Origin of the sequence: Sphingomonas jinjuensis (genome assembly GCF_014197105.1) — a bacterium.
GTDB classification, from domain to species: Bacteria; Pseudomonadota; Alphaproteobacteria; order Sphingomonadales; family Sphingomonadaceae; genus Sphingomonas; species Sphingomonas jinjuensis.
The window spans coordinates 285,275-304,359 of record NZ_JACIEV010000002.1; the positions used below are offsets into that span (position 1 = coordinate 285,275).

13 protein-coding genes and 1 tRNA gene are annotated in these 19,085 nt (G+C 67.8%); 8 read left to right on the forward strand and 6 right to left on the reverse strand.

The features are described from left to right. Positions 1–135 precede the first annotated feature (135 nt). Together GGQ80_RS04750 and GGQ80_RS04755 are read right to left on the reverse strand one after the other, a co-directional pair. Positions 136–561, reverse strand: coding sequence for a YybH family protein (locus GGQ80_RS04750; protein ID WP_183982738.1), 426 nt, complete (start codon positions 559–561; stop codon positions 136–138). After that, complete coding sequence (locus GGQ80_RS04755) at positions 552–2,180, reverse strand: EAL domain-containing protein (RefSeq protein ID WP_183982739.1); 1,629 nt, start codon at positions 2,178–2,180, stop codon at positions 552–554. The genes GGQ80_RS04750 and GGQ80_RS04755 overlap by 10 nt, the downstream gene beginning before the upstream one ends. 105 nt (positions 2,181–2,285) lie before the next feature. Here GGQ80_RS04755 and moaA point away from each other — a divergent pair, with 105 nt between their 5' ends. From moaA to GGQ80_RS04790, 7 genes are all read left to right on the forward strand, one after another. Continuing rightward, the gene (moaA, locus tag GGQ80_RS04760; RefSeq protein WP_183982740.1) at positions 2,286–3,299 is read left to right on the forward strand and encodes a GTP 3',8-cyclase MoaA; all 1,014 of its coding nucleotides are present in this window, start codon (positions 2,286–2,288) and stop codon (positions 3,297–3,299) included. Continuing rightward, the gene (locus GGQ80_RS04765) at positions 3,296–4,075 is read left to right on the forward strand and encodes an NAD kinase (protein WP_183982741.1); all 780 of its coding nucleotides are present in this window, start codon (positions 3,296–3,298) and stop codon (positions 4,073–4,075) included. Before moaA ends, GGQ80_RS04765 begins: the two co-directional genes overlap by 4 nt. Before the next feature lie 54 nt (positions 4,076–4,129). Then, positions 4,130–4,204, forward strand: a tRNA-Asn gene (locus tag GGQ80_RS04770). Positions 4,205–4,246: 42 nt separating this feature from the next. Continuing rightward, complete coding sequence (locus tag GGQ80_RS04775) at positions 4,247–4,663, forward strand: secondary thiamine-phosphate synthase enzyme YjbQ (RefSeq protein ID WP_183982742.1); 417 nt, start codon at positions 4,247–4,249, stop codon at positions 4,661–4,663. A 117-nt stretch (positions 4,664–4,780) separates the two neighbouring features. Beyond that, positions 4,781–5,377 carry a CC0125/CC1285 family lipoprotein gene (locus GGQ80_RS04780; RefSeq protein WP_183982743.1) on the forward strand — a complete coding sequence of 199 codons (597 nt, stop codon included), beginning with the start codon at positions 4,781–4,783 and terminating at the stop codon, positions 5,375–5,377. Positions 5,378–5,568: 191 nt separating this feature from the next. Next, on the forward strand, positions 5,569–7,287 hold the full coding sequence (locus GGQ80_RS04785) for a DUF1800 domain-containing protein (RefSeq protein ID WP_183982744.1): 1,719 nt from the start codon (positions 5,569–5,571) through the stop codon (positions 7,285–7,287). A gap of 1 nt (position 7,288) precedes the next feature. Then, a complete protein-coding gene (locus tag GGQ80_RS04790; protein WP_183982745.1) occupies positions 7,289–8,674 on the forward strand; it encodes a DUF1501 domain-containing protein in 1,386 nt (461 codons plus the stop codon). A gap of 102 nt (positions 8,675–8,776) precedes the next feature. On the opposite strand, the gene GGQ80_RS04795 is transcribed toward GGQ80_RS04790, so the two are convergent. The 3 genes from GGQ80_RS04795 to GGQ80_RS04805 form a co-directional block, all read right to left on the reverse strand. Continuing rightward, a complete protein-coding gene (locus tag GGQ80_RS04795; RefSeq protein WP_183982746.1) occupies positions 8,777–9,529 on the reverse strand; it encodes a MerR family transcriptional regulator in 753 nt (250 codons plus the stop codon). A gap of 68 nt (positions 9,530–9,597) precedes the next feature. Then, positions 9,598–10,914 carry an alkaline phosphatase family protein gene (locus GGQ80_RS04800; RefSeq protein WP_183982747.1) on the reverse strand — a complete coding sequence of 439 codons (1,317 nt, stop codon included), beginning with the start codon at positions 10,912–10,914 and terminating at the stop codon, positions 9,598–9,600. After that, positions 10,914–13,322, reverse strand: coding sequence for a TonB-dependent receptor (locus GGQ80_RS04805; protein ID WP_183982748.1), 2,409 nt, complete (start codon positions 13,320–13,322; stop codon positions 10,914–10,916). The genes GGQ80_RS04800 and GGQ80_RS04805 overlap by 1 nt, the downstream gene beginning before the upstream one ends. Before the next feature lie 236 nt (positions 13,323–13,558). Between GGQ80_RS04805 and GGQ80_RS04810 the strand changes: the two genes are divergently transcribed. Beyond that, a complete protein-coding gene (locus GGQ80_RS04810; protein WP_343050849.1) occupies positions 13,559–16,813 on the forward strand; it encodes a glycoside hydrolase family 2 TIM barrel-domain containing protein in 3,255 nt (1,084 codons plus the stop codon). Between the two features lie 30 nt (positions 16,814–16,843). Here GGQ80_RS04810 and GGQ80_RS04815 read toward each other — a convergent pair whose 3' ends face one another. Further along, positions 16,844–19,039 carry a GH92 family glycosyl hydrolase gene (locus GGQ80_RS04815; protein ID WP_343050850.1) on the reverse strand — a complete coding sequence of 732 codons (2,196 nt, stop codon included), beginning with the start codon at positions 19,037–19,039 and terminating at the stop codon, positions 16,844–16,846. Positions 19,040–19,085 lie beyond the last annotated feature (46 nt).

Consider the following 19,085-nt stretch of genomic DNA (forward strand, 5'->3'; position numbering starts at 1 on the left):
ACTCGTTTCAGCATCTCTTGAAGCAGGCCTACCCCCAACCCCCGTCATTGCGAGCGCCAACGAAGCAACCCAGCGACGGATCGGGACATCCTGGATTGCATCGCTGACGCTCGCAATGACGCTAGGCGAGCCGCCTCAGCTGCTGTGGTCCGAAATGATCCGCCACCCCTCGCTCCGCCGCTCGAACAGCAGCGTCGTCATCCCCGTTTCCGGCGCCTTCCCACCGCCCGGCGTCAGCGTCCAGCGCGCGACCAGCAGTTGGTGGACGTTGCTGATCGTCCGCCACGCTTGGAGCTGAAAACTCAGCTTCCCGCGCGCGTTGCCGCCGCTCGCGAAGCTGGGCCGGTAACGCTCTGCGATCGCGGCCTTCGTCTTGAGCAGCCCCTTGCTCGTCACGTACATCGCGTCGGTCGCGTAGACGCTCATGAAGCGGTCGAGGTCGCCCGCATTCCAGCCCGATGCGCTGGCGTCCATCGCCGCCATGATCGCCGCATGCGGATCCTCCTGCGCCGCAGCCGGAGCCGCCGCGACCAACGCGACCGCCGCCATCATCATCCGCATCGTCGTCCCTCCATCAGCCCTACCAGCCCCGCTTCGTCGACCGGCGGCGCCATCAGGAAACCCTGGTAGTAATCGCACCCGTCCTCGGCGAGCAGCGCGCGCTGCGCCTCGGTCTCGACGCCTTCCGCGATCGTCGCGATGCCCAGCGCTCGCGCCATGCCGATCACCCCGCGCACGATCACCCGATCGCGCGCGCTGCCGTCGATATCGCCGGTCAGCGCGCGGTCGATCTTCAGATAGTCGAGCGGCAGCGATTTCAGATAGGCGAGGCTGGAATAGCCCGTGCCGAAGTCGTCGATTGCAACCCGGCATCCGCCCGCGCGCAGTCGCTCGATCAGCGCCGCGGCCCGATCGAGGTCGCGCATCAGCCCGGTCTCGGTGATCTCGACCGTCAGCCGCTCGCGCGGCCAGCCGCTCGCGTCGATGCGCGCCAGCAGCAGTCCGGCGAAGCCTGGCCGGGCCACGTCGACTGCGGTGACGTTGATCGACAGGCGCAAGTCCCGCAGCACAACCGGCCAGGCCGCCGCCCGCGCCAGCGCCAGTTCCTGAATGTGATCGGACAGCGCCACGCCCAAGTCCGCGCGATCCGCCGCCGCGAACAGCGCATCGGCACCGAGCGGCCCCAGCGTCGAATGCTCCCACCGGGCCAGCGCCTCGGCGCCGGTCACCCGGCCGGTCGCGATCTCGACCTGCGGCTGGAACAGCACGTCGATCTCGCCGCGGTCGATCGCATGATGCAGGTCGATCGCCAGCGTCGTCGCCGACAGCACCGGTTCGGCGGCGGCGATCTGGATGGTCGAGGCCTGGCTGGTCTTGGCGAGCGTCAGGGCGTCGGCCGCGCGGCGCAGGAGTGCCGTGGCCGCCTCTTCCGCCTCGCGCCGGGCGACGCCCAGCCGGCTGCCCAGCACCGCGGTCGTGCCGTCGATCACGATCGGCCGCGCCAGCGCCTCGCCGAGCTGGCCGATCGCCGCGGCGGCGGGGGCCTCGCCGGTCGCCATCGCCATGACGAACTCCGCGCCGCCGACCCGCGCGACCGACGCGTCTGCGCCGAACAGCCGCTCGGCGATACCGGCGATCTCGGCGGCGATCGCGGCGATCAGCACGTCGCCGCCGGGGCGTCCGTGTGCGGCATTGACGATATCGAGCCGCGACAGCGCGACCAGCGCCACGGTCACGTCCCCGTCTCGCCCGTCGATCCAATCCGCCAGCGCCTCCGCTGGTCGGTCGCCCATCCAGGCCGGCGGCAGCACGCGTCGCTCGCCCCTGATCCGGCGCACATGGCGCGCGGCGTAGCGAAGTGCGGTGGCCATCGCCACGGCATCGGCGGGCGTCGACAGATAATGGGATGCGCCCGCGTCATAGCAGCTCGCGGCGGCATCGGGCGCGCCGATCGCCAGCAGCGCAGCCGATGCGGCATGGACGGCATCACCGAGCGGGGCGATGTCGGCAGCCTCGCCCCCCTCGACCACTACGATCGACGCGCCGCTCGCCAGGAACCGGGCAACGACGTCCGCGCCACCCGGATCGGCGACGACACGCCATCCATCGTTACGCGCCGCCGTCACCAGAGTTGGCCCGGCGGGGATCGCGAACAAGGTCTCGTTGGTTCTGCAATCCATGCACCCATGCTTTAGCCCCCGCCCCTCCCTCCGCCAATCGTCCAATATGTCCCGCGCCGGGGCCCACGGCCTTGCCCGCCGGCTCGCAAGCGCTTAGCTCGTTCCATGGCCAGCGTCCTTCCGCCACCGACACGCGCGCTGGTCGACGCGCATGGTCGTTCGATCCGCTATCTGCGCATCTCCGTGACCGACCGCTGCGATCTGCGCTGTCGCTATTGCATGGCGGAGCAGATGACCTTCCTCCCCCGCGCCGCCGTGCTGGCGCTCGAGGAGATCGCGACGATCGCGGAGCGCTTCATCGCACGCGGCGTTACCAAGATCCGCCTGTCGGGCGGTGAGCCGCTGGTCCGGCGCGACGTCGGCGATCTGGTCCGCCGGCTCGGCCGCCACGTCGGCGCCGGGCTCGACGAACTGACGATGACGACCAACGGCACCCGGCTGCGCCAGCATGCCGATACCCTCTACGACGCGGGCATCCGCCGCCTGAACGTCAGCTTTGACAGCCGCGACCCCGATCGGTTCCGCTTCATCACCCGCCACGGCGACGTCGCGCAGGTGCTCGACGGTATCACCGCCGCCCAAGAGGCTGGGCTTCGCGTCAAGATCAACATGGTCGCGCTGAAGGGCCTCAACGAGGACGAGATTCCCTCGATGCTGCAATGGTGCGTCGACGAGGGGCTCGACCTCTCGCTGATCGAGACGATGCCCTTGGGCGCGATCGACGAGGATCGCATCGACCGCTTCGTGCCGCTGACCCGCGTGTTCGACGATCTGTCGACTCGCTTCGCCCTGAACCGCGACGATCATCGCAGCGGCGGCCCGGCGCGCTACTGGCGCGTCGGCGACAGCGACACCCGGCTCGGCCTGATCTCGCCGCTGACCGCCAATTTCTGCGACGGCTGCAACCGGGTGCGCCTGACGACCGAGGGCAAGCTCTACGCCTGCCTAGGCCATGACGATCAGGTCGACCTGAAGGCAGCGCTGCGCACCGGCGGCGTGCCCGCGCTCGACGCCGCGATCGACGAGGGCTTGAGGATCAAGCCCGCGCGCCATGACTTCCGCATCGAGGCCGGCGCTGCCCCCGCGGTCGCCCGTCACATGAGCGTCACCGGCGGATGAGCCGTTACGAGCGGCGGGCGCTGGTCGCCTCGCCCACCCCTCCGGCGCAGGCGGCGGCGGCCGAATTGGCCGATGCCGCGGATTGGGTCGATCCGGCGGAGGCCGACGTCATCATCGCGCTCGGCGGTGACGGCTTCATGCTCCAGACGCTGCACGCGATGCTTGACCGGCGAACCCCGCCGGTGCCGGTGTTCGGCATGAACCTCGGCACCGTCGGCTTCCTGATGAACGAGTGGCGCCGCCACGGGCTCGACGAGCGGCTGGCCAACGTCAAGCCGTTCAAGGTGACGCCGCTCGCCGTCACCATCACCGCGACCGATGGCCGCCATCACCACCTGCCCGCGATCAACGAGGTGTCGCTTCTGCGCGAGACCCGCCAAACCGCGAAGCTCGAGATCACGGTCAACGATCGCGTCGTCATGCCCGAACTCGCCTGCGACGGCGTGCTGGTGGCGACGCCGGCGGGCTCGACTGCCTATAATCTGTCCGCCAACGGCCCGATCCTGCCGCTCGGCTCCAACCTGCTCGCGCTGACCCCGATCAGCCCGTTCCGCCCGCGGCGCTGGCGTGGCGCGATCCTGCCCGACAAGGCGCGCATCACCATCCGCGCGCGCGACGCCGGCAAGCGCCCCGTCTCCGCCGTCGCCGACCAGCACGAGATCCGCGACGTCGCCTGCGTCGAAGTGGCGATGGACCGCGCCCGCGAGCTGACACTGCTGTTCGACCCGGAGCACGCGCTCGACGATCGGATCACGATGGAGCAGTTCATCGCGTGATTTCGGGGTTGCGCTCCCAAAACGCGTCTTTATAGAGCCCCCCCACGGCGCTGTTCCCTGATAGCTCAGCGGTAGAGCTCTCGACTGTTAATCGAGCGGCCGTAGGTTCGAATCCTACTCAGGGAGCCACCGTCCCCGACGACGCGTTGAACGCATCGTACGGGAGGCGGAATGAAACAGGCCAGTGACAGCATCATCATCGACACCCGCGGCATCGGCCTGGTTGAGGTCACGCGTCCGATCGTCGACTGGCTTGCCGCTCAGCAAATCACCCAGGGGCTGCTGACGATCTTCTGCCGCCACACCTCCGCTTCGCTGCTGATCCAGGAAAATGCTGCGCCCGCGGTGAAGCGCGATCTCGCGCGGTTCTTCGCCGAGTTGGTTCGCGAGGATGCGGGCTACGAGCATGACGACGAGGGGCTCGACGACATGCCGGCACACATCCGCAGCGCGCTGACGAACGTAAGCCTTTCGATTCCGGTCGTCAGCGGCGCAGCGGTGCTGGGGACGTGGCAGGGCATCTATCTGTTCGAGCATCGCCGCGCGCCCCACCGCCGAACCTTGGCCCTGCACGTCGTCGGCGAATGAAGGGTTGGGATCGTCGATGAAGCGTTGCGGGACGGAGCCAAGTCGTTCATCGATCGTTCCTGATCCGGGAGATATCACCTGACGGCTCGCCGCCGCAGCGGCGACTGGAGACGAGTAATGCTTCAACTAGGTCGTACCGCCATCCTCACGGCGTTGGCCGCCAGCACCTTGCTGGTCGCAGGCTGCGCCACCGAAACCGCCTATCGTCCGGCGACGGGCCAGGGCTTCTATCGCACCGGCTACAGCGAGCGGCAGATCGAGCCCGATCGCTTCCTGGTCAGCTTCCAGGGTAACAGCGTCACCTCGCGCGATACCGTGGAGCGCTACCTGTTCTTCCGTGCTGCCGAACTGACTCTGCAGCAGGGCTATGACTATTTCGTCATGGCCAACCGCGATACCGATCGTCAGACGCGCACCTATTCGACGCCGGGCCTTGGCGGCCCGTGGGGCTATGGCGGGTTCGGCGGCTATTGGGGTCCGTCGTGGCGCTATTTCGGTCGCGGCTACGGCTGGCGCAGTTGGGACCCGTGGTTCGGCGGCGGCTTCGGCCCCTGGGGTAACGATTTCGACATCCGCACCATCGACCGGTTCGAGGCGAATGCCGAGATCATCATGCGTAAGGGACCGATCCCGCGCGACAACCTGCGCGCGTTCGACGCCCGCCGCGTCGTCGACACGATCGGGCCGAGCGTGGTGCTGCCCAAGGCCAACTGAGCCGATCCGAACCACCTTGCAAGCCGGGGTTCCGCATCAGCGGAGCCCCGGTTTTCTTTTTGCCAAGTGGTGGCTTACGCACGTCGAAGTGAATTCGTTAACCAATGTTGTTCATAGGCTTGCCGTGATATTCCGGCACCGTGGGAGCGAAGTCATGATGCTTCGCTGGAGAGCCGGGGGGCTCGAACGACATGCTCGACGACGACGCGCCGACGATGGTCGGCGAAGCTGCGGCGGAGGTCGCCGACGACAAACGATTCAACGCGATTCCGACGGCGTCACCCGGCGTCGCGGTGCTGCCCGCACTGCTGCTGGCCGCGTGCGGCGGCAGTGACGGCGGTGGCACGACCGCCGCGCCGGCGGCGTCGGCTCCGGTCGTCGTCGCCCCGGTCATGCCGACCGCGACGGAGGCGAGCCGCTTTCTCGCCCAGTCGACGATGGGCGCGACGCGGACGATGATCGACGACGTCGTCGCCAAGGGCTATTCGACGTGGATCGACGCACAGTTCGCGATGCCGCGTGCGACAAGCCATTGGGACTGGCTGAACGCCAACGGCTATAACGTCGCCGCCAACGTCAACAGCGAAACCGGGTTCGACCCGACGATGTGGCGCCAGCTGATCGTCGAGCCCGATCAGCTGCGCCAGCGTGTCGGCATGGCGCTGCTCGACATGCTCGTCGTCGGTATCGGCGGCGTGAACCTGAACTGGAAGCAGTTCGCGATGGCGGCCTATGTCGACGTGCTGCTCGACAACGCCTTCGGGAACTATCGCGCGATCCTCGACGGCATCACCTACAACGCCGCGATGGGATCGTTCCTGACGTTCCTCGGCAATCGCAAGGCGAACGCCACCACCGGTGCTCAGCCCGACGAGAATTACGCCCGCGAGCTGATGCAGCTGTTCAGTCTCGGCCTCTATCAGCTGAACCAGGACGGCACCGTCAAGATGGCGGCGAACGGTCAGCCGGCCGAAACCTATACGCTCGCCGACGTTTCCGGCCTCGCCCGCGTCTTCACCGGCCTCAGCCTCGCGACCACCGATTCGAGCAAGCCCGATCGCTATCGCCAGCCGCTGATCATGAACGCCTCGATCAACGAGACGGGCAGCGCCAGTTTCCTCGGCACCACCGTGTCGGGCGGCGGCACCGCGGCGGTGAAGAGCGCGCTCGACGCGATCTTCGCCCACCCCAACATCGCGCCCTTCGTCTCGAAGCAGCTGATCCAGCGTCTCGTCACCAGCAATCCGTCAACCGGCTATGTCTCGCGCGTCGCCGCCGCCTTCAATGACAATGGCCAGGGCGCGCGCGGCGACATGAAGGCGGTTATCAAGGCGATCCTGCTCGATACCGAGGCGCGCAGCAGCGCAGCGCTGACCGCCGCCAACGCCGGCAAGCTGCGCGAGCCCGTCATGCGCCTCACCGGCTGGGCACGCGCATTCGGCGTTACCTCGCCCTCGAACGCCTGGGCGATCGGCGACACGTCGAGCCAGTCGAACAGGCTCGGCCAGTCGATGGGCCGCAGCCCGACCGTCTTCAACTTCTTCCGCCCCGGCTATAACCCGCCCGCCACCGCGATCGCGAGCGCCGGGCTGGTCGCGCCGGAGTTCCAGATCACCAACGAACAGTCGGTGGTCGGCTACGTCAACTACATGCAGGGGCTGGTTGCCAACGGCACCGGCGACGTGAAGGCGGACTATGCCGCGATCCTGACCAAGGCATCGGACAGCCAAGCATTGGTCGACGAGGTCAACCTCGTGCTCGCCGCGGGTCAACTGTCGTCGACGACGCTCGCCGCGATCAAGACCTCGGTCGACAGCGTGGCCGTAACTGCGACCAACGGTCTGATCAACCGCGTCGGCATCGCGATCCTTCTGACGCTTGCCTCCCCCGAATACCTGACGGTGCGCTGACATGAGCGACTTCATCCACGACCAGTCGCGCCGCGCCTTCCTGCGCCGCTCGGCCGAGCTGGGCCTTGCCGGCGTCGCAACGCCCTTCGTCACCAGCCTTGCGGCGATCGGCGAGGCGGCGGCGGCTACCGCCAGCGACTACAAGGCGCTGGTTTGCGTCTTCCTCTACGGCGGCATGGACTATGCCAACACGCTGACGCCCTACGACAGCGCCAGCTATTCCCAGTATCTCGCCGCCCGCGCCAACATCGCCCATCAGCGCGACGCGCTCGCCGCGACGGCGCTGACGCCCAGCAACTCGCTCGGCGGCCGCCAATATGCACTGGCGCCGACGATGGGTTCGATGAAGACGCTGTTCGATGCCGGCAAGGCGGCGGTGATCCTCAACGTCGGCACGCTCGTCCAGCCGACGACGAAGGCGCAGTATCTGGCCAATTCGGTCAAACTTCCGCCCAAGCTGTTCAGCCACAACGATCAGCAAAGCTATTTCATGGCCTCCAACCCGGAGGGCGCGACGTCGGGCTGGGGCGGCCGGATCGGCGACCTGTTCCAGTCGGGCAACGGCTCGTCGACGCTGACGTGCATCAACGCCAGCGGCAATGCGGTCTATCTGACCGGCAAGGCTGCGGTGCAATATTCGATCGGCACCGGCGGGCCGATCGCGCTCATCAACAATTCCTCGACGCTCTATTCCTCGCAGACCGCGATGGCGACGCTCAAGAGCCTGATGACCGGCAGCAACGCCAACATCCTCGCCAACGAACACGCCCGCGTGTCGAAGCGCGCGCTCGACACCTATGCGCAGGTGTCCTCGGCGCTGAACAACGCGCCTGCGTCCAATTTCACGCTGTTCCCGTCGGGCAACGGCCTTGCCGACCAGCTGAAGATCGTCGCGCGGATGATCTCGGTGTCGCAGGAGCTGGGCGCCAAGCGGCAGGTCTTCTTCGTGAGCCTGGGCGGTTTCGACCTGCACGACAATCTCGTCGCGCAGCATCCCGGGCTGATGCAACGCGTGTCGGATGCGATGAAGGCGTTCTACGACACCACTGTCCAACTCGGCGTCGCCGACAAGGTGACGAGCTTCACCGCCTCCGATTTCGGCCGTACGCTGCTGTCGAACGACGACGGCTCCGACCACGGCTGGGGCTCGATGCACTTCGCGGTCGGCGGCGCGGTACAGGGCAAGCGCCTCTATGGCGCCCCGCCGGCGGTCGGCAACAACACCGCCGACGACGTCGGCCAGGGACGCCTGTTGCCGACGACGTCGGTCGATCAATATGCCGCGACGCTGGCGAGTTGGTTCGGCGTCGGCACCGGCGACCTCGCGACGGTGCTCCCCAACATCGGCAACTACAATCCGTCGAGCTGGAACCTGGGCTTCGTGTGATCCAGCTTTACCCCGGCGAAGGCCGGGGCCCAGGTGCGCTGTTTTCAGTCGGAGAGGGAAGTGCTCAACTGGGCCCCGGCCTTCCCCGGGGTGGGCATGTGGCTACAGCTCCCGCTCAGCGAACACGCGCATCGCCTCCGCCATGAACGCCGCCGTCCCCGGCGCGCCCTCGGGTCCCTCGTTATAGGTCGCGCGGAACCCGGGATCGTCCACCATCATCCGCCCCAGTGCAGCAAAGGCGCCTGCATCCGGCGTCCAGCTGCGACACACCCAGCGGTAATGCGCCCGCGCCACGTCCTGTGCCTCGGCGGAGGCCGGATCGGCCCCCTTCCCCGCCAGCGTGGCGAACGCGCGCCGGTTCGCCGCCATCTCGTCCTTCAAGGTCGAGGGCGCTGGGTCGGTGGCAAGCCGCTTTGCCGCCGCGTCGACCGCCCCATCGCCCCAGCGCTCGCGCGCCTCACGGTTCCATCGCGCCTTCGTCTCCGGCGCGATCCCTGCGTACAGATCCTGGTCGTCCATCATCTCGTCCCTTTCCAGCGAATCGATCGTGCGATCGATGGTGAGGATGAGGTCGCGGTATCGCTCGACCCGCTCGGCCAGCGCGACGCGATGCCCGCGCAGCGCCGCCAGCGTGTCGAACTCCGGATCGTCGAGCACCGCCCCGATCCGTGCCAGCGGCAGGCCGAGCTCGCGATAGAACAGGATCTGCTGCAACCGCAGCAGCTCCGCTCGCCCGTAATAGCGATAGCCGTTGTCGCCGACATGCGCCGGCACCAGCAGCCCGAGCGCATCGTAATGGTGAAGCGTCCTCACGCTCACCCCCGCCGCCCGCGCCACCTGCCGCACCGTCCGCATCACCGCTCCCTCATCGTGGGACGGGGCTATCGGCTATGACGCAGCGTCAGGGTCAAGCGCTTTCGTCGTCAGAAGGCGGGAGGTGCCTCCGCCCCCGCCAGCGTCGCGCCCAGCCGGCGCGCGATCGCGGGCGCGATCCCCCGCATGTCGACCACGCCGAGATCGCCGTGGCGCGGGATGCCCGGCCCCGCCACGATGAGCGTCGACCGCATTGCCGGCTCCCACGGCACATAGCCGTGCATCCCCTTGTAGACAGACGGCCGGGCGATGGGAGCGGCCGGGTCCCTGCCCGTCTCGCTGCCGGGCTTCAGCGCCACGACGAAGCCGGCATCGCCGCCCCCGGCCTTCGCGATCTCGCTGCGATCGAGGATGCGCGCGATTCGATAGGCGGGGTCCGCCGCCATCGTCGCGAGCACGCCGCGCACCTTGGCGATCAGCGCCGGATCATCGGGCCGGGCCAGCCGGATCGCCGCCGTGCCGCCGGCCAGCCACGGCATCGCGTCCCAGCCGGCCACCTGCGACTTCGCGTCGAGCGTGATGAGGCCGGCGTCGATGAACGGACGGAACAGGTTGATGTCGGTGTCGATCGGCAAGAAGCCGTGATCGGAGATGACGACGACGGTGACGTCGGGCATCGCTGCCCGCGCCGCGCGCACCAGCCGCCCGACCAGCGCGTCGCTCGCCTCGATCGCCGCCTTGGCGACGAGCGACCCCGGACCCGCCTGATGTTCGGCATGGTCGATCCCGGCAAGATAGACCGTCATGAACTGCGGCTTTTCCGCCAGCAGCGCTTCGGCGAAGGCGACGCGCCCGGCATCCCCCTCGACCGTCTCGTCGATCCCCTGCGGGTAACGCCGGCCGACCTGGCGCTCGAGCCGGGCGACCAGCCCCGGCGTTGCCAGCGCGGTCAGCAGCTTGGCGTCGTCATCGGTGCCGGTGCGCCATATCTGCGGCAGGTTGGCGTCGATCCCCGCCGCGCCGACGCTGACCGGCCAATGGACGTTGGCGGTCCTCAGCCCGGCGGCATGCGCCGCCTGCCACAATGTCGGCACACGCACGTCGGCGGCATACCAATACCAACCGGACTGGTTCTTCTGCTCGGGATCGAACGTCAGGTTGTTGACGACCCCGTGCCTGGCCGGTGCCACCCCGGTAACCAGCGTGGTGTGGCTGGGATAGGTCAGCGTCGGCAGCACGCCGATCACGCCCCGCGCCGCCGCGCCCTCGTCGCGGAGCGCGGTCAGTGCCGGCAGCTTGAGCCCCCGGGCCTTCGCCTCGGCGATATCGCCGGGACGAAGGCCGTCGAGCGAGATCAGCAGCACCGGCGACGCCGCCGCCGGCGCCGCCAGCATCGCCAGCGCGAAGGCCGCCGCCAGCGCGCGCATCAGAAGCCGCGCCGCAGCGTGACGAACCACTGGCGCGGTGCGCCGGCAAGCAGCGTCTGGTTGTCGCCGCTCGCGGTATAACCGTTAGTACCGATCGTGGAGACGTATTTGCGGTCGTTCAGGTTGGTCACGCTCCCCTCGATCGCCAGCCCTTCCAGGATGCCGCCGACATTCTTCAGGCGATAGCCGATGCTGGCATCGACCAGTACGCGGCCGGCGACCGACTGATCGTTCAGATAGGTGAAATAGCGCTTCGACATATAATCGCCACCGGCGCGCGCGAAGAGCCGGCCGTCGTCGTACACCACCTCACCCTTCGCCATATGCTCGGGCGTGTCGACGATCGTCTTGCCCTTGGTGGGCTGGAGCAGCACACCCGCCGCGCTGCGCACGTCGTCGCGATAGGTCGCCTTCGTGTAGGAATAGCTGCCGAACAGCGTCAGCGGCTGGGCGACGCGATAGGTGGCGGCAAGCTCCGCGCCATAGCTGCGCACGCCGCCGACGTTATTGAGCGTCGGCGGATTGCCGATGATCCCCGCGCCGTTCGAAAAGCTGAGCAGCCGGTTGGAGAAGTCGACATAATAGCCCGCTGCCGACAGCTGAAGCCCGTTCGAGCGCAGGCGGATGCCGCCCTCCGCCGTCTTCGACCGTTCGGGCTTCAGCGTCAAGCGGATCGCGTTGAAGCCCGCCTGCGTCGTCGCGAACGGACCCGAGGTCGCCGACGATACGAAGGCCCGCATATTTGCGGTATAGCTCGCGAACAGCTCGGCGCCGCCGCCCAGCCGGAACAGCACGCCGACCTGCGGCAGGAACCAGTCGCGCGCCTCGATCCGGCCCGCCACCAGCGATCCGGTGCGCAGCGTCGCCTGGTTGCGCACGCGCATCCCCTTCCATCCGCCGTTCAGCGTCAGGGCACCCAGGTCGAGCGTGTCGGCGACGAAATACTGCAGCGTCTCGGTATCGTACTTGCCGTCGAACTGGGTACGATAGGCGTTGCTCTGGAAATCGAGCGCGCGGCGATTGGCCGTCGCGCCGTCGTTCATGCCATAGAAGCGACGCGCTTGGTTGAACGTGTTGCTCTCGTACCAGCCGCCGATCTCCAGCCGGTTGGCGCCGGTGTCGATCGCCAGCCGGGTCAGGTTGCCAGCGCGGTCGATGCTATATTCGGTGGTGCGATAGCCGAGCGGCGACGCGAGCCCGGCGGTCGACGTCGACGACACCGCCAGCGCCGTGCCGTCCGGCCCGAGCGCGCCGGCCGGTGTGGGCGAATAGGGCGTGATCCACGAACCCTGCCCCTTGTTGTGATGGTAATAGCTGGTCGACACGACCGACAGCACCGGCGTCAGCTTCGCGTCGAACGTCACGCCACCCAGCCAGTCGCGGCGCAGGCCCGCCGCATCGTAATAGGCGTCGTCGACGGTGCCGAAACCCGACGGAAAGGCAAAGCCTGCCCCCGTCCACGGCGCGACGAACCCCGTCGTCGAGCCGTTGTTGGCCGCAGCAAAGGCGCTACGCGCGGCCTGGTTCTGGTAGACCTTCGCGATCTGCAGCGCGAGCGGGTAGTTGTCGGAGATATTGTCGGAGCGCAGCCCGCGGCGTGCGATGATGTCGTAGCTCAGGTCCTGGTAATCATTCTCGCGCCGGTCGGAGAAGTCGACGAAAGCGGTGATGCTGCCGCGGTCGCCGAAGTCCTTCACCAGCTTGGCGTTCGCCTGATGCTGGCGTTGCGACCCGAAGCCCTTCCACTTGTCGGTGGTAAGATGCCCATAGGACAGATAGCCCTTCAGCCCGCCACCCAGATCGCCGCTGTCGGCGCGGACGAAGGCGCGGATCGTATCGTTGCTACCGTAGGTACCCGATGCTGCCAGATCGGCCTCGTCCGATGGCTTGCGGCTGACGAACTGGATCGTCCCGCCCAGGTTGCTCGTCGATGCCGTCGCCAGCGCGCCGGCGCCCTGCGCCACGGTGGTCGACGCCAAATTCTCCGAGATCACCGCGCGGCTGATGTGAAGGCCGTTGACGTTGCCGTAGCTCATGTCGCCCAGCGGCACGCCGTCGAGCGTGAAGCCGAGCTGGTTCTGGTTGAACCCGCGCAGCGAGATCCGCGTCGACCATTCATAGGCGCCGAACGCGTCCGCCGACTGGAAATTGACGCCGGGCAGCTTCGCAATCGCCTTCAGCGGCGAGGTGCCGGGAGTCAGCCGCTCCATGTCTATCGCCGACACGGTCTGCACCTGCCGCGTCTGGCCGAAGCCGAGCACGACGACATCGCCCGCTGCATCAGGCGCGGCCGCATCGCCACTCGACACGGCCGTGTCTTGCGCCTGATCCGATATCGTCTGCGCGTCCGCAGCACTGGCGACGAGAATGATCGACGCCGCGCTCAGCAGCCAGGTCCGATAGGTCATGCTTTTATTCCCCCAATAGCCCTTTCGGCCGGTCGGGAGCGCCCTGACCGACGCGTGTTAAGGCTGCGCGACGCGCGCGAGACGGAGCCGTGACGCGGCGACGACGATTTGGTGACGGCGCTCGCCGCATGCCGTCCACCTGCCCCACGCGAAGCGGATTGAGGGGCCATTGGGTTGGCTGGCCAATTGGCCTGATGGCGTTTATCCAGCACGGGAAAAACGGGAGCGGGTCGGCGATGAAGGTGATGCCAGGGTATCGACGGGCGCGCGTCGGCGTTGCTGCGGGGGCGATCGGCGCCGGCATGCTGGCCGCCGCCGCATCCGGTGTCGCTACGGGGCAGGATGGCCTGCCCCAGGTGCAGCCTGTCCAGGTCGATCCCACGCGACCCGATTGGGAGAACCCGGCGGTGTTCGAGCGCGGCAGGATGCCGGCTCACGCGCCCGTCTTTCCGTTCGAGAGCACCACCGCCGCGCTTGCTGGGGATCGAGCCAAATCGACCCGCTTCCTGTCGCTCGATGGCCGCTGGAAGTTCAACCTGTCGCCCGACGCCGATCGGCGGCCGATCGGGTTCGAACGCCCCGAGTACGACGTGTCGGGCTGGCAGAGCATCACGGTGCCGGCAGATTGGCAGGCGGAGGGGTTCGACCAGCCGCGCTACAACAACATCACCTACCCGTTTCGCGCCAACCGGCCGCTGATCCCGCACGCGACGAATCCGGTCGGATCATACCGGCGCGATTTCACCATCCCGGCAGGGTGGCAGGGATCGGACGTGATCCTCCACATCGGCGCCGCCGGCTCCGCCTATGACGTCTGGGTCAATGGCCAGAAGGTCGGCTATGCCGAGGATTCGAAGCTGCCGAGCGAATTCGACGTCACCCGCTTCCTGCGTCCGGGGCGCAATAGCGTGGCGATCCAGGTGTTTCGCTGGTCGGACGGCAGCTATCTGGAGGATCAGGATTTCTGGCGCGTCTCGGGGATCGAACGCTCGGTCTATCTGATCGCCGCACCGGCGGCGCGGATCGACGACATCGTCGTGCGCGCCGGGCTGGATGCGCAATATCGCAATGGCACGCTCGACGTCGGCATGACGACGAGCGCGGCGGCCCGCGGGATGACGGTACGCGCGACGCTGTTCGACGGCACCCGTGCCGTGCTGACCCGCGACCTACCGGTGCTGGAAGGCACGCCGCAGCTGACCGCGACCGTTCCCGCGGTGAAAGCCTGGACCGCCGAGACGCCCGACCTCTACCGCCTGCTGATCGAACTGCGCGACCCCACCGGCCGCATCGTACAGGCGTCGATGCAGCGGATCGGATTTCGCACGGTCGCGATCCGCAATGGCCTGGTCACCGTCAACGGCCGGCCAATCACGATCCGCGGCGTCAACCGCCACGAGCATGATCCGCAGACGTTCCACGTCATCTCCGAAGCATCGATGCGGCGCGACATCGAGCTGATGAAGCGCAACAATATCAACGCGCTGCGCACGTCACACTATCCCAACGACGAACGATTGTACGACCTCGCCGACGAATACGGCCTCTACGTGATGGACGAGGCGAACATCGAGAGCCACGGCTATCTCATCAACGCGCGCCAAACCGGGATCGATCGCAGCAAGATCGAGATCGGTTACGACCCCGCTTGGCGGGCGGCACAGGTGGCGCGGGTCGCCAACATGGTGCGGCGCGATCGCAACCATCCCTCGATCATCTTCTGGTCGCTGGGGAATGAATCAGGCAACGGCCCCAATTTCGAAGCGGCAGCGGCGGAGGCGCGCCGGCTGGACCCGACGCGGCTGCTGTCGTTCCTGGGTTGGACGCAGCTTGAGGATCATCGCCCCAATCGCTTCGTCGACATCTATGCGCCGATGTACGACGGCATCGACAAGATGGTCGATTACGCGCAGCACCGCGAATTCGCCCAGCCGATGATCCAGTGCGAATATGCGCACATGCAGGGCAATTCGGGCGGCAATCTGATCGATTACTGGAACGCCATCTATGCCCATCCCGACCGCTTGCAGGGCGGGTTCATCTGGGACTGGGTCGACCAGTCGATGTATCGCTACACCAAGGATGGCCGGCGCTATTGGGGCGACGGCAGCAGCTACGGCGCCAATCCCGGTGGCGAGATCGAGTTCGGCGATGGCCTGAACCAGCCCGACCGCACGCCCAACCCCCATCTGTTCGAGGTGCAGAAGGTCTATTCGCCGATCCAGTTCGCCGCGATCGATGCGGTCGCCGGACGGTTCGCCGTCATCAACCGGCATGATTTCCGCGACCTGTCGGGCTTCGCCTTCGACTGGAGCCTGACCGCCGACGGCGTGAGCATCGCCCATGGCCGGATTGCCATGCCGGCCGCCGCCGCCCGATCGCGCGAGGAATTCCGGCTGCCGGTCGCGGGCATTCCAAGACGGCCAGGCGTCGACTATCAGTTGATGATCCGCGCCCTGGCCCGCCCCGGGTCGGTGCCATCGGTCCCCGCCGGAGCGGTCGTTGGCTGGGAACAGTTCGCGCTGTCGTCGCCGGCCGAGCGGCTGCCCGCGCCGGCGACGGGTGCGGTGGCGGTTCGCGACAGCGGCGGCGACATCACCTTGGCCACGCCGTCCGCGACGCTGACGATCGACCGGGCGAGCGGCCAGCTGACCGCTTATCGCGTTCAGGGGCGAACGGTGCTGAGCGGGGGCACGCCCCATTTCTACCGGGCGCTGACCGACAATGACATCGGCACCGGGCCGGGCAAGACGCATGGCATCTGGGACACGATGTCGCGCCAGCGCCGCATCGAGGCTGTAGAGGTGGAGCGGCTGGGCGATCGCGGTGCCGGCATCACCGTTCGTGCGACGATGGGCGACGACGCGGTCGAATTCGTTACCCGATATCGCATGGATGCGGCGGGCGTGGTGCGGGTCGAGGGCGACTTCACCCCGCGCCGCGGCGACCTGCCCGACCCGCTGCGCATCGGATTCCTCTATGCGATGCCGCAGGCGTATCGCACTGTCGCCTGGTATGGGCGCGGCCCCCACGAAAGCTACGCGGATCGCAAGACCGGCGCCGCGATCGGCCTGTGGCGCGGCGCGATTGCGGCGCAGAACCATGACTATATCCGCCCTCAGGAGACCGGCAACAAGGTCGACGTCCGCTGGATGGAACTGACCGGCAGCGCGGCGCCGGGGTTGCGTGTCACCGGCGCGCAGCCCCTGTCGATGAACGTGCTCGCGTTCCCCTACGACGACCTGGCGCGCGCCGCACCGGGCACGCGGCGGAGCAGCGACATCGTACCGCGCGATCACGTCTCGCTGTTGGTCGACGCCGTCCAGTCCGGCGTCGGCGGCGATACGCAATGGAACGCCTCTGGCCGCCCGTTGCCGCGCTATCGCATACCGCTGGCGCCGCTGCGCTTCGCCTTCACGCTGACCCCCTTCGCGGGCGCCGGCATGCATGCCGGCGCCGCCCGGCCCGCGCAGGCGACGATCGTCCAGTGACGGTGCCGGGCGTAATCGCCCGGCCGATCCTTATCGGGCCATCGCCCAGCGGGTCGGCTTGTCCGACAGCACCAGCCGCAACTCGCCGCCCGCCACAATGTCCGCCTGACGCAGGAACGGCGTGGTGAGCGGGCGACCGTTCAGCGTCGCCGAGGCGATGTAGATCCGCTCCGGCCCCCAGTTGCGCGCGACGACGCGGAAGGGCTTGCCGCCCTGCGGCGTGATTGTGCCGAGAGGTTGATGCGGCGCGTGGAGATAGAACAGGTCGGTGGTCAGCTTGGGGAACAGGCCGAGCCGGTTGAAGACATAGTGCGAACTCATCGCGCCATTATCCTCGTCGCCGGGATAGGCGTCGGGCGTGAAGCGGCGAAATATCCGGTCCGCCCAATAGCTTGCCAGATCGGGCCGGCCGACGTCGCTGAACAGCCAGGGGGTGGCGAAGCTCGGTTCGTTGGTGATGTCGACGAGGTTGGCGTCGAGCGCATGGCGCAGCCGTTCGACGAACCGGTCGCGTCCGCCCATCGCCTCGACCATCGCCGGCAGGTCGTGGAGCATCGTATAGGAATAGACCCAGGCAGTGCCTTCGTAGAAGCCGACGTTGTTGTACGTCTTGCCGTCCCAGCCGAGCTTCGGATCGATGTCCTGGAACCGGCCATCGGGATAACGGGGCATGATGAAACCGCGATAGCCGTCGCTTTGCGCATCGGCATTCCACACGTTGCGCCAATTGCGCGACCGCGCCGCCAGCATCGTCGCGAGATCGCCCTGCCCCGCCGCCGCCGCCAGCTTTCCGGCGTAGAAATCGTTGAGCGCGAAGGCGGGGGTCGAAGACCCCGATTTCGCCCGCTGGTTGTCGGGTTCGGGGCTGCGATCGCCGACCGCGAACCATCCGTCGATCAGATAGCGCGGCCGGCGTTCCTCTAGCGCGTTATGCAGCAATACCGCAGCGGCGCGCGGCCAGTCGATGCCGGTCACCCCGCGGATCAGGCCTTCGCCAAGGACATTGTCGACCTCGTCCCCGCCCTGGCCGACGTGATAGTTGCGCCCGGCGATGAACGCGGTGTGCGCCGCGCCGTAGCGTTCGAACGTCCGCACGATCGAGGCGACGTTGCCGCGATAGGCGTCGGGACGCAGCAGCGTCATCAGCGGGATCGCGGTGTGATACGTGTCCCAGAGCGTGTAGTAATCGTCCCAGTGCGGCGACGCGCGATCCTGCACCGGCTGGTCGCGGGTGCGATCGCGGGGCTGGACGGCGCTGTGATAGAGCGCGGTATAGAAGCGCCGCTTGTCCGCATCGCCCACTCCGTCGATCGTCGCGCGCGACAGCTCGCGGTCCCAAGCCGCCGCCGTGTCGCGGCGGACGGCGGCGAAATCCCAGCCGGGAATATCCTCCGCCAGCAACTCGGCCGCGCGCTGCGCGCTGGTGAAGGACACCGCGACCTTCATCATGACCGGCTTGTCACCGGCGTCGAACTGCCACCAGGCGGCAAGCTGCGTGTCGGCGGGCGTCGCGGCGCTGGTCGCGCCCGGCAGGTTCTTCGCCCCGCTGCGGATGCCCCAGGCGGTGGGCTTGCGATCGAGCTGGGCGACCATCCAGATGTCCACCTCTGCCGGGTTCCAATAGGTCTTCGCCCGGACACGCGCAGCGATCCGGCCGGTGGATGGGTCAATCGCGACATCGGCGCCGGCGCTCGCCAGTTCGCCGCGGATCTTGCGCGTGACGTCGAACACCATCGTCGCCGGCGCGCCCGACGGATAGGTGAAGCGATACAGCGCGGCGAACGGCGCCGGCGTCACCTCCGCGCGGATGCCGTAGCGGGTCAGCGTCACCCCATAGGCATCCGCCGCGAGCCGCTCGTCGGCTTTGGGCGACAGGTGAGTGGCCTCGTCGAACACCGGCGCCCCGGTCTGCGGCGAAATCAGGAAGGTGCCATAGGTGGTGCGTCCGCCCGACCCCTGGGTATGCAGCTGGGCGAAGCCGCTGATCGGCGCCGCCTTGTCATAGCCGGCGTTGCTGCCGACCAGCGTCTGCGGGCTGGGATGGATCGATCCGGCGGGTCGGGTCGGACCGGGCACCGTATCGCCCTGATCGTCGTTACCCGTGCCAATCAGCGGATCGACGTAGCGTGACAGCCCCGTTTGCTGCTGGGCGGCGGTGTGACCGGCCGGCAGCAGCAATGCCGCGGCCAGCGCGAACGACCCGGAGCGACGCAGGCTGGGCTTCACATGTTCTCTCCCTAACGACTTGCCAAAGCTCGACCGGCGTGTGGCA

Coding starts and splice junctions, on each gene's coding strand:
- GGQ80_RS04755 (WP_183982739.1), bottom strand. CDS start 2,180: ATGGATTGCAGAACCAACGAGACCTTGTTCGCGATCCCCGCCGGGCCA.
- GGQ80_RS04750 (WP_183982738.1), bottom strand. CDS start 561: ATGCGGATGATGATGGCGGCGGTCGCGTTGGTCGCGGCGGCTCCGGCT.
- GGQ80_RS04785 (WP_183982744.1), top strand. CDS start 5,569: ATGCTCGACGACGACGCGCCGACGATGGTCGGCGAAGCTGCGGCGGAG.
- GGQ80_RS04795 (WP_183982746.1), bottom strand. CDS start 9,529: ATGCGGACGGTGCGGCAGGTGGCGCGGGCGGCGGGGGTGAGCGTGAGG.
- GGQ80_RS04810 (WP_343050849.1), top strand. CDS start 13,559: ATGAAGGTGATGCCAGGGTATCGACGGGCGCGCGTCGGCGTTGCTGCG.
- GGQ80_RS04790 (WP_183982745.1), top strand. CDS start 7,289: ATGAGCGACTTCATCCACGACCAGTCGCGCCGCGCCTTCCTGCGCCGC.
- GGQ80_RS04800 (WP_183982747.1), bottom strand. CDS start 10,914: ATGCGCGCGCTGGCGGCGGCCTTCGCGCTGGCGATGCTGGCGGCGCCG.
- GGQ80_RS04775 (WP_183982742.1), top strand. CDS start 4,247: ATGAAACAGGCCAGTGACAGCATCATCATCGACACCCGCGGCATCGGC.
- moaA (WP_183982740.1), top strand. CDS start 2,286: ATGGCCAGCGTCCTTCCGCCACCGACACGCGCGCTGGTCGACGCGCAT.
- GGQ80_RS04780 (WP_183982743.1), top strand. CDS start 4,781: ATGCTTCAACTAGGTCGTACCGCCATCCTCACGGCGTTGGCCGCCAGC.
- GGQ80_RS04765 (WP_183982741.1), top strand. CDS start 3,296: ATGAGCCGTTACGAGCGGCGGGCGCTGGTCGCCTCGCCCACCCCTCCG.
- GGQ80_RS04805 (WP_183982748.1), bottom strand. CDS start 13,322: ATGACCTATCGGACCTGGCTGCTGAGCGCGGCGTCGATCATTCTCGTC.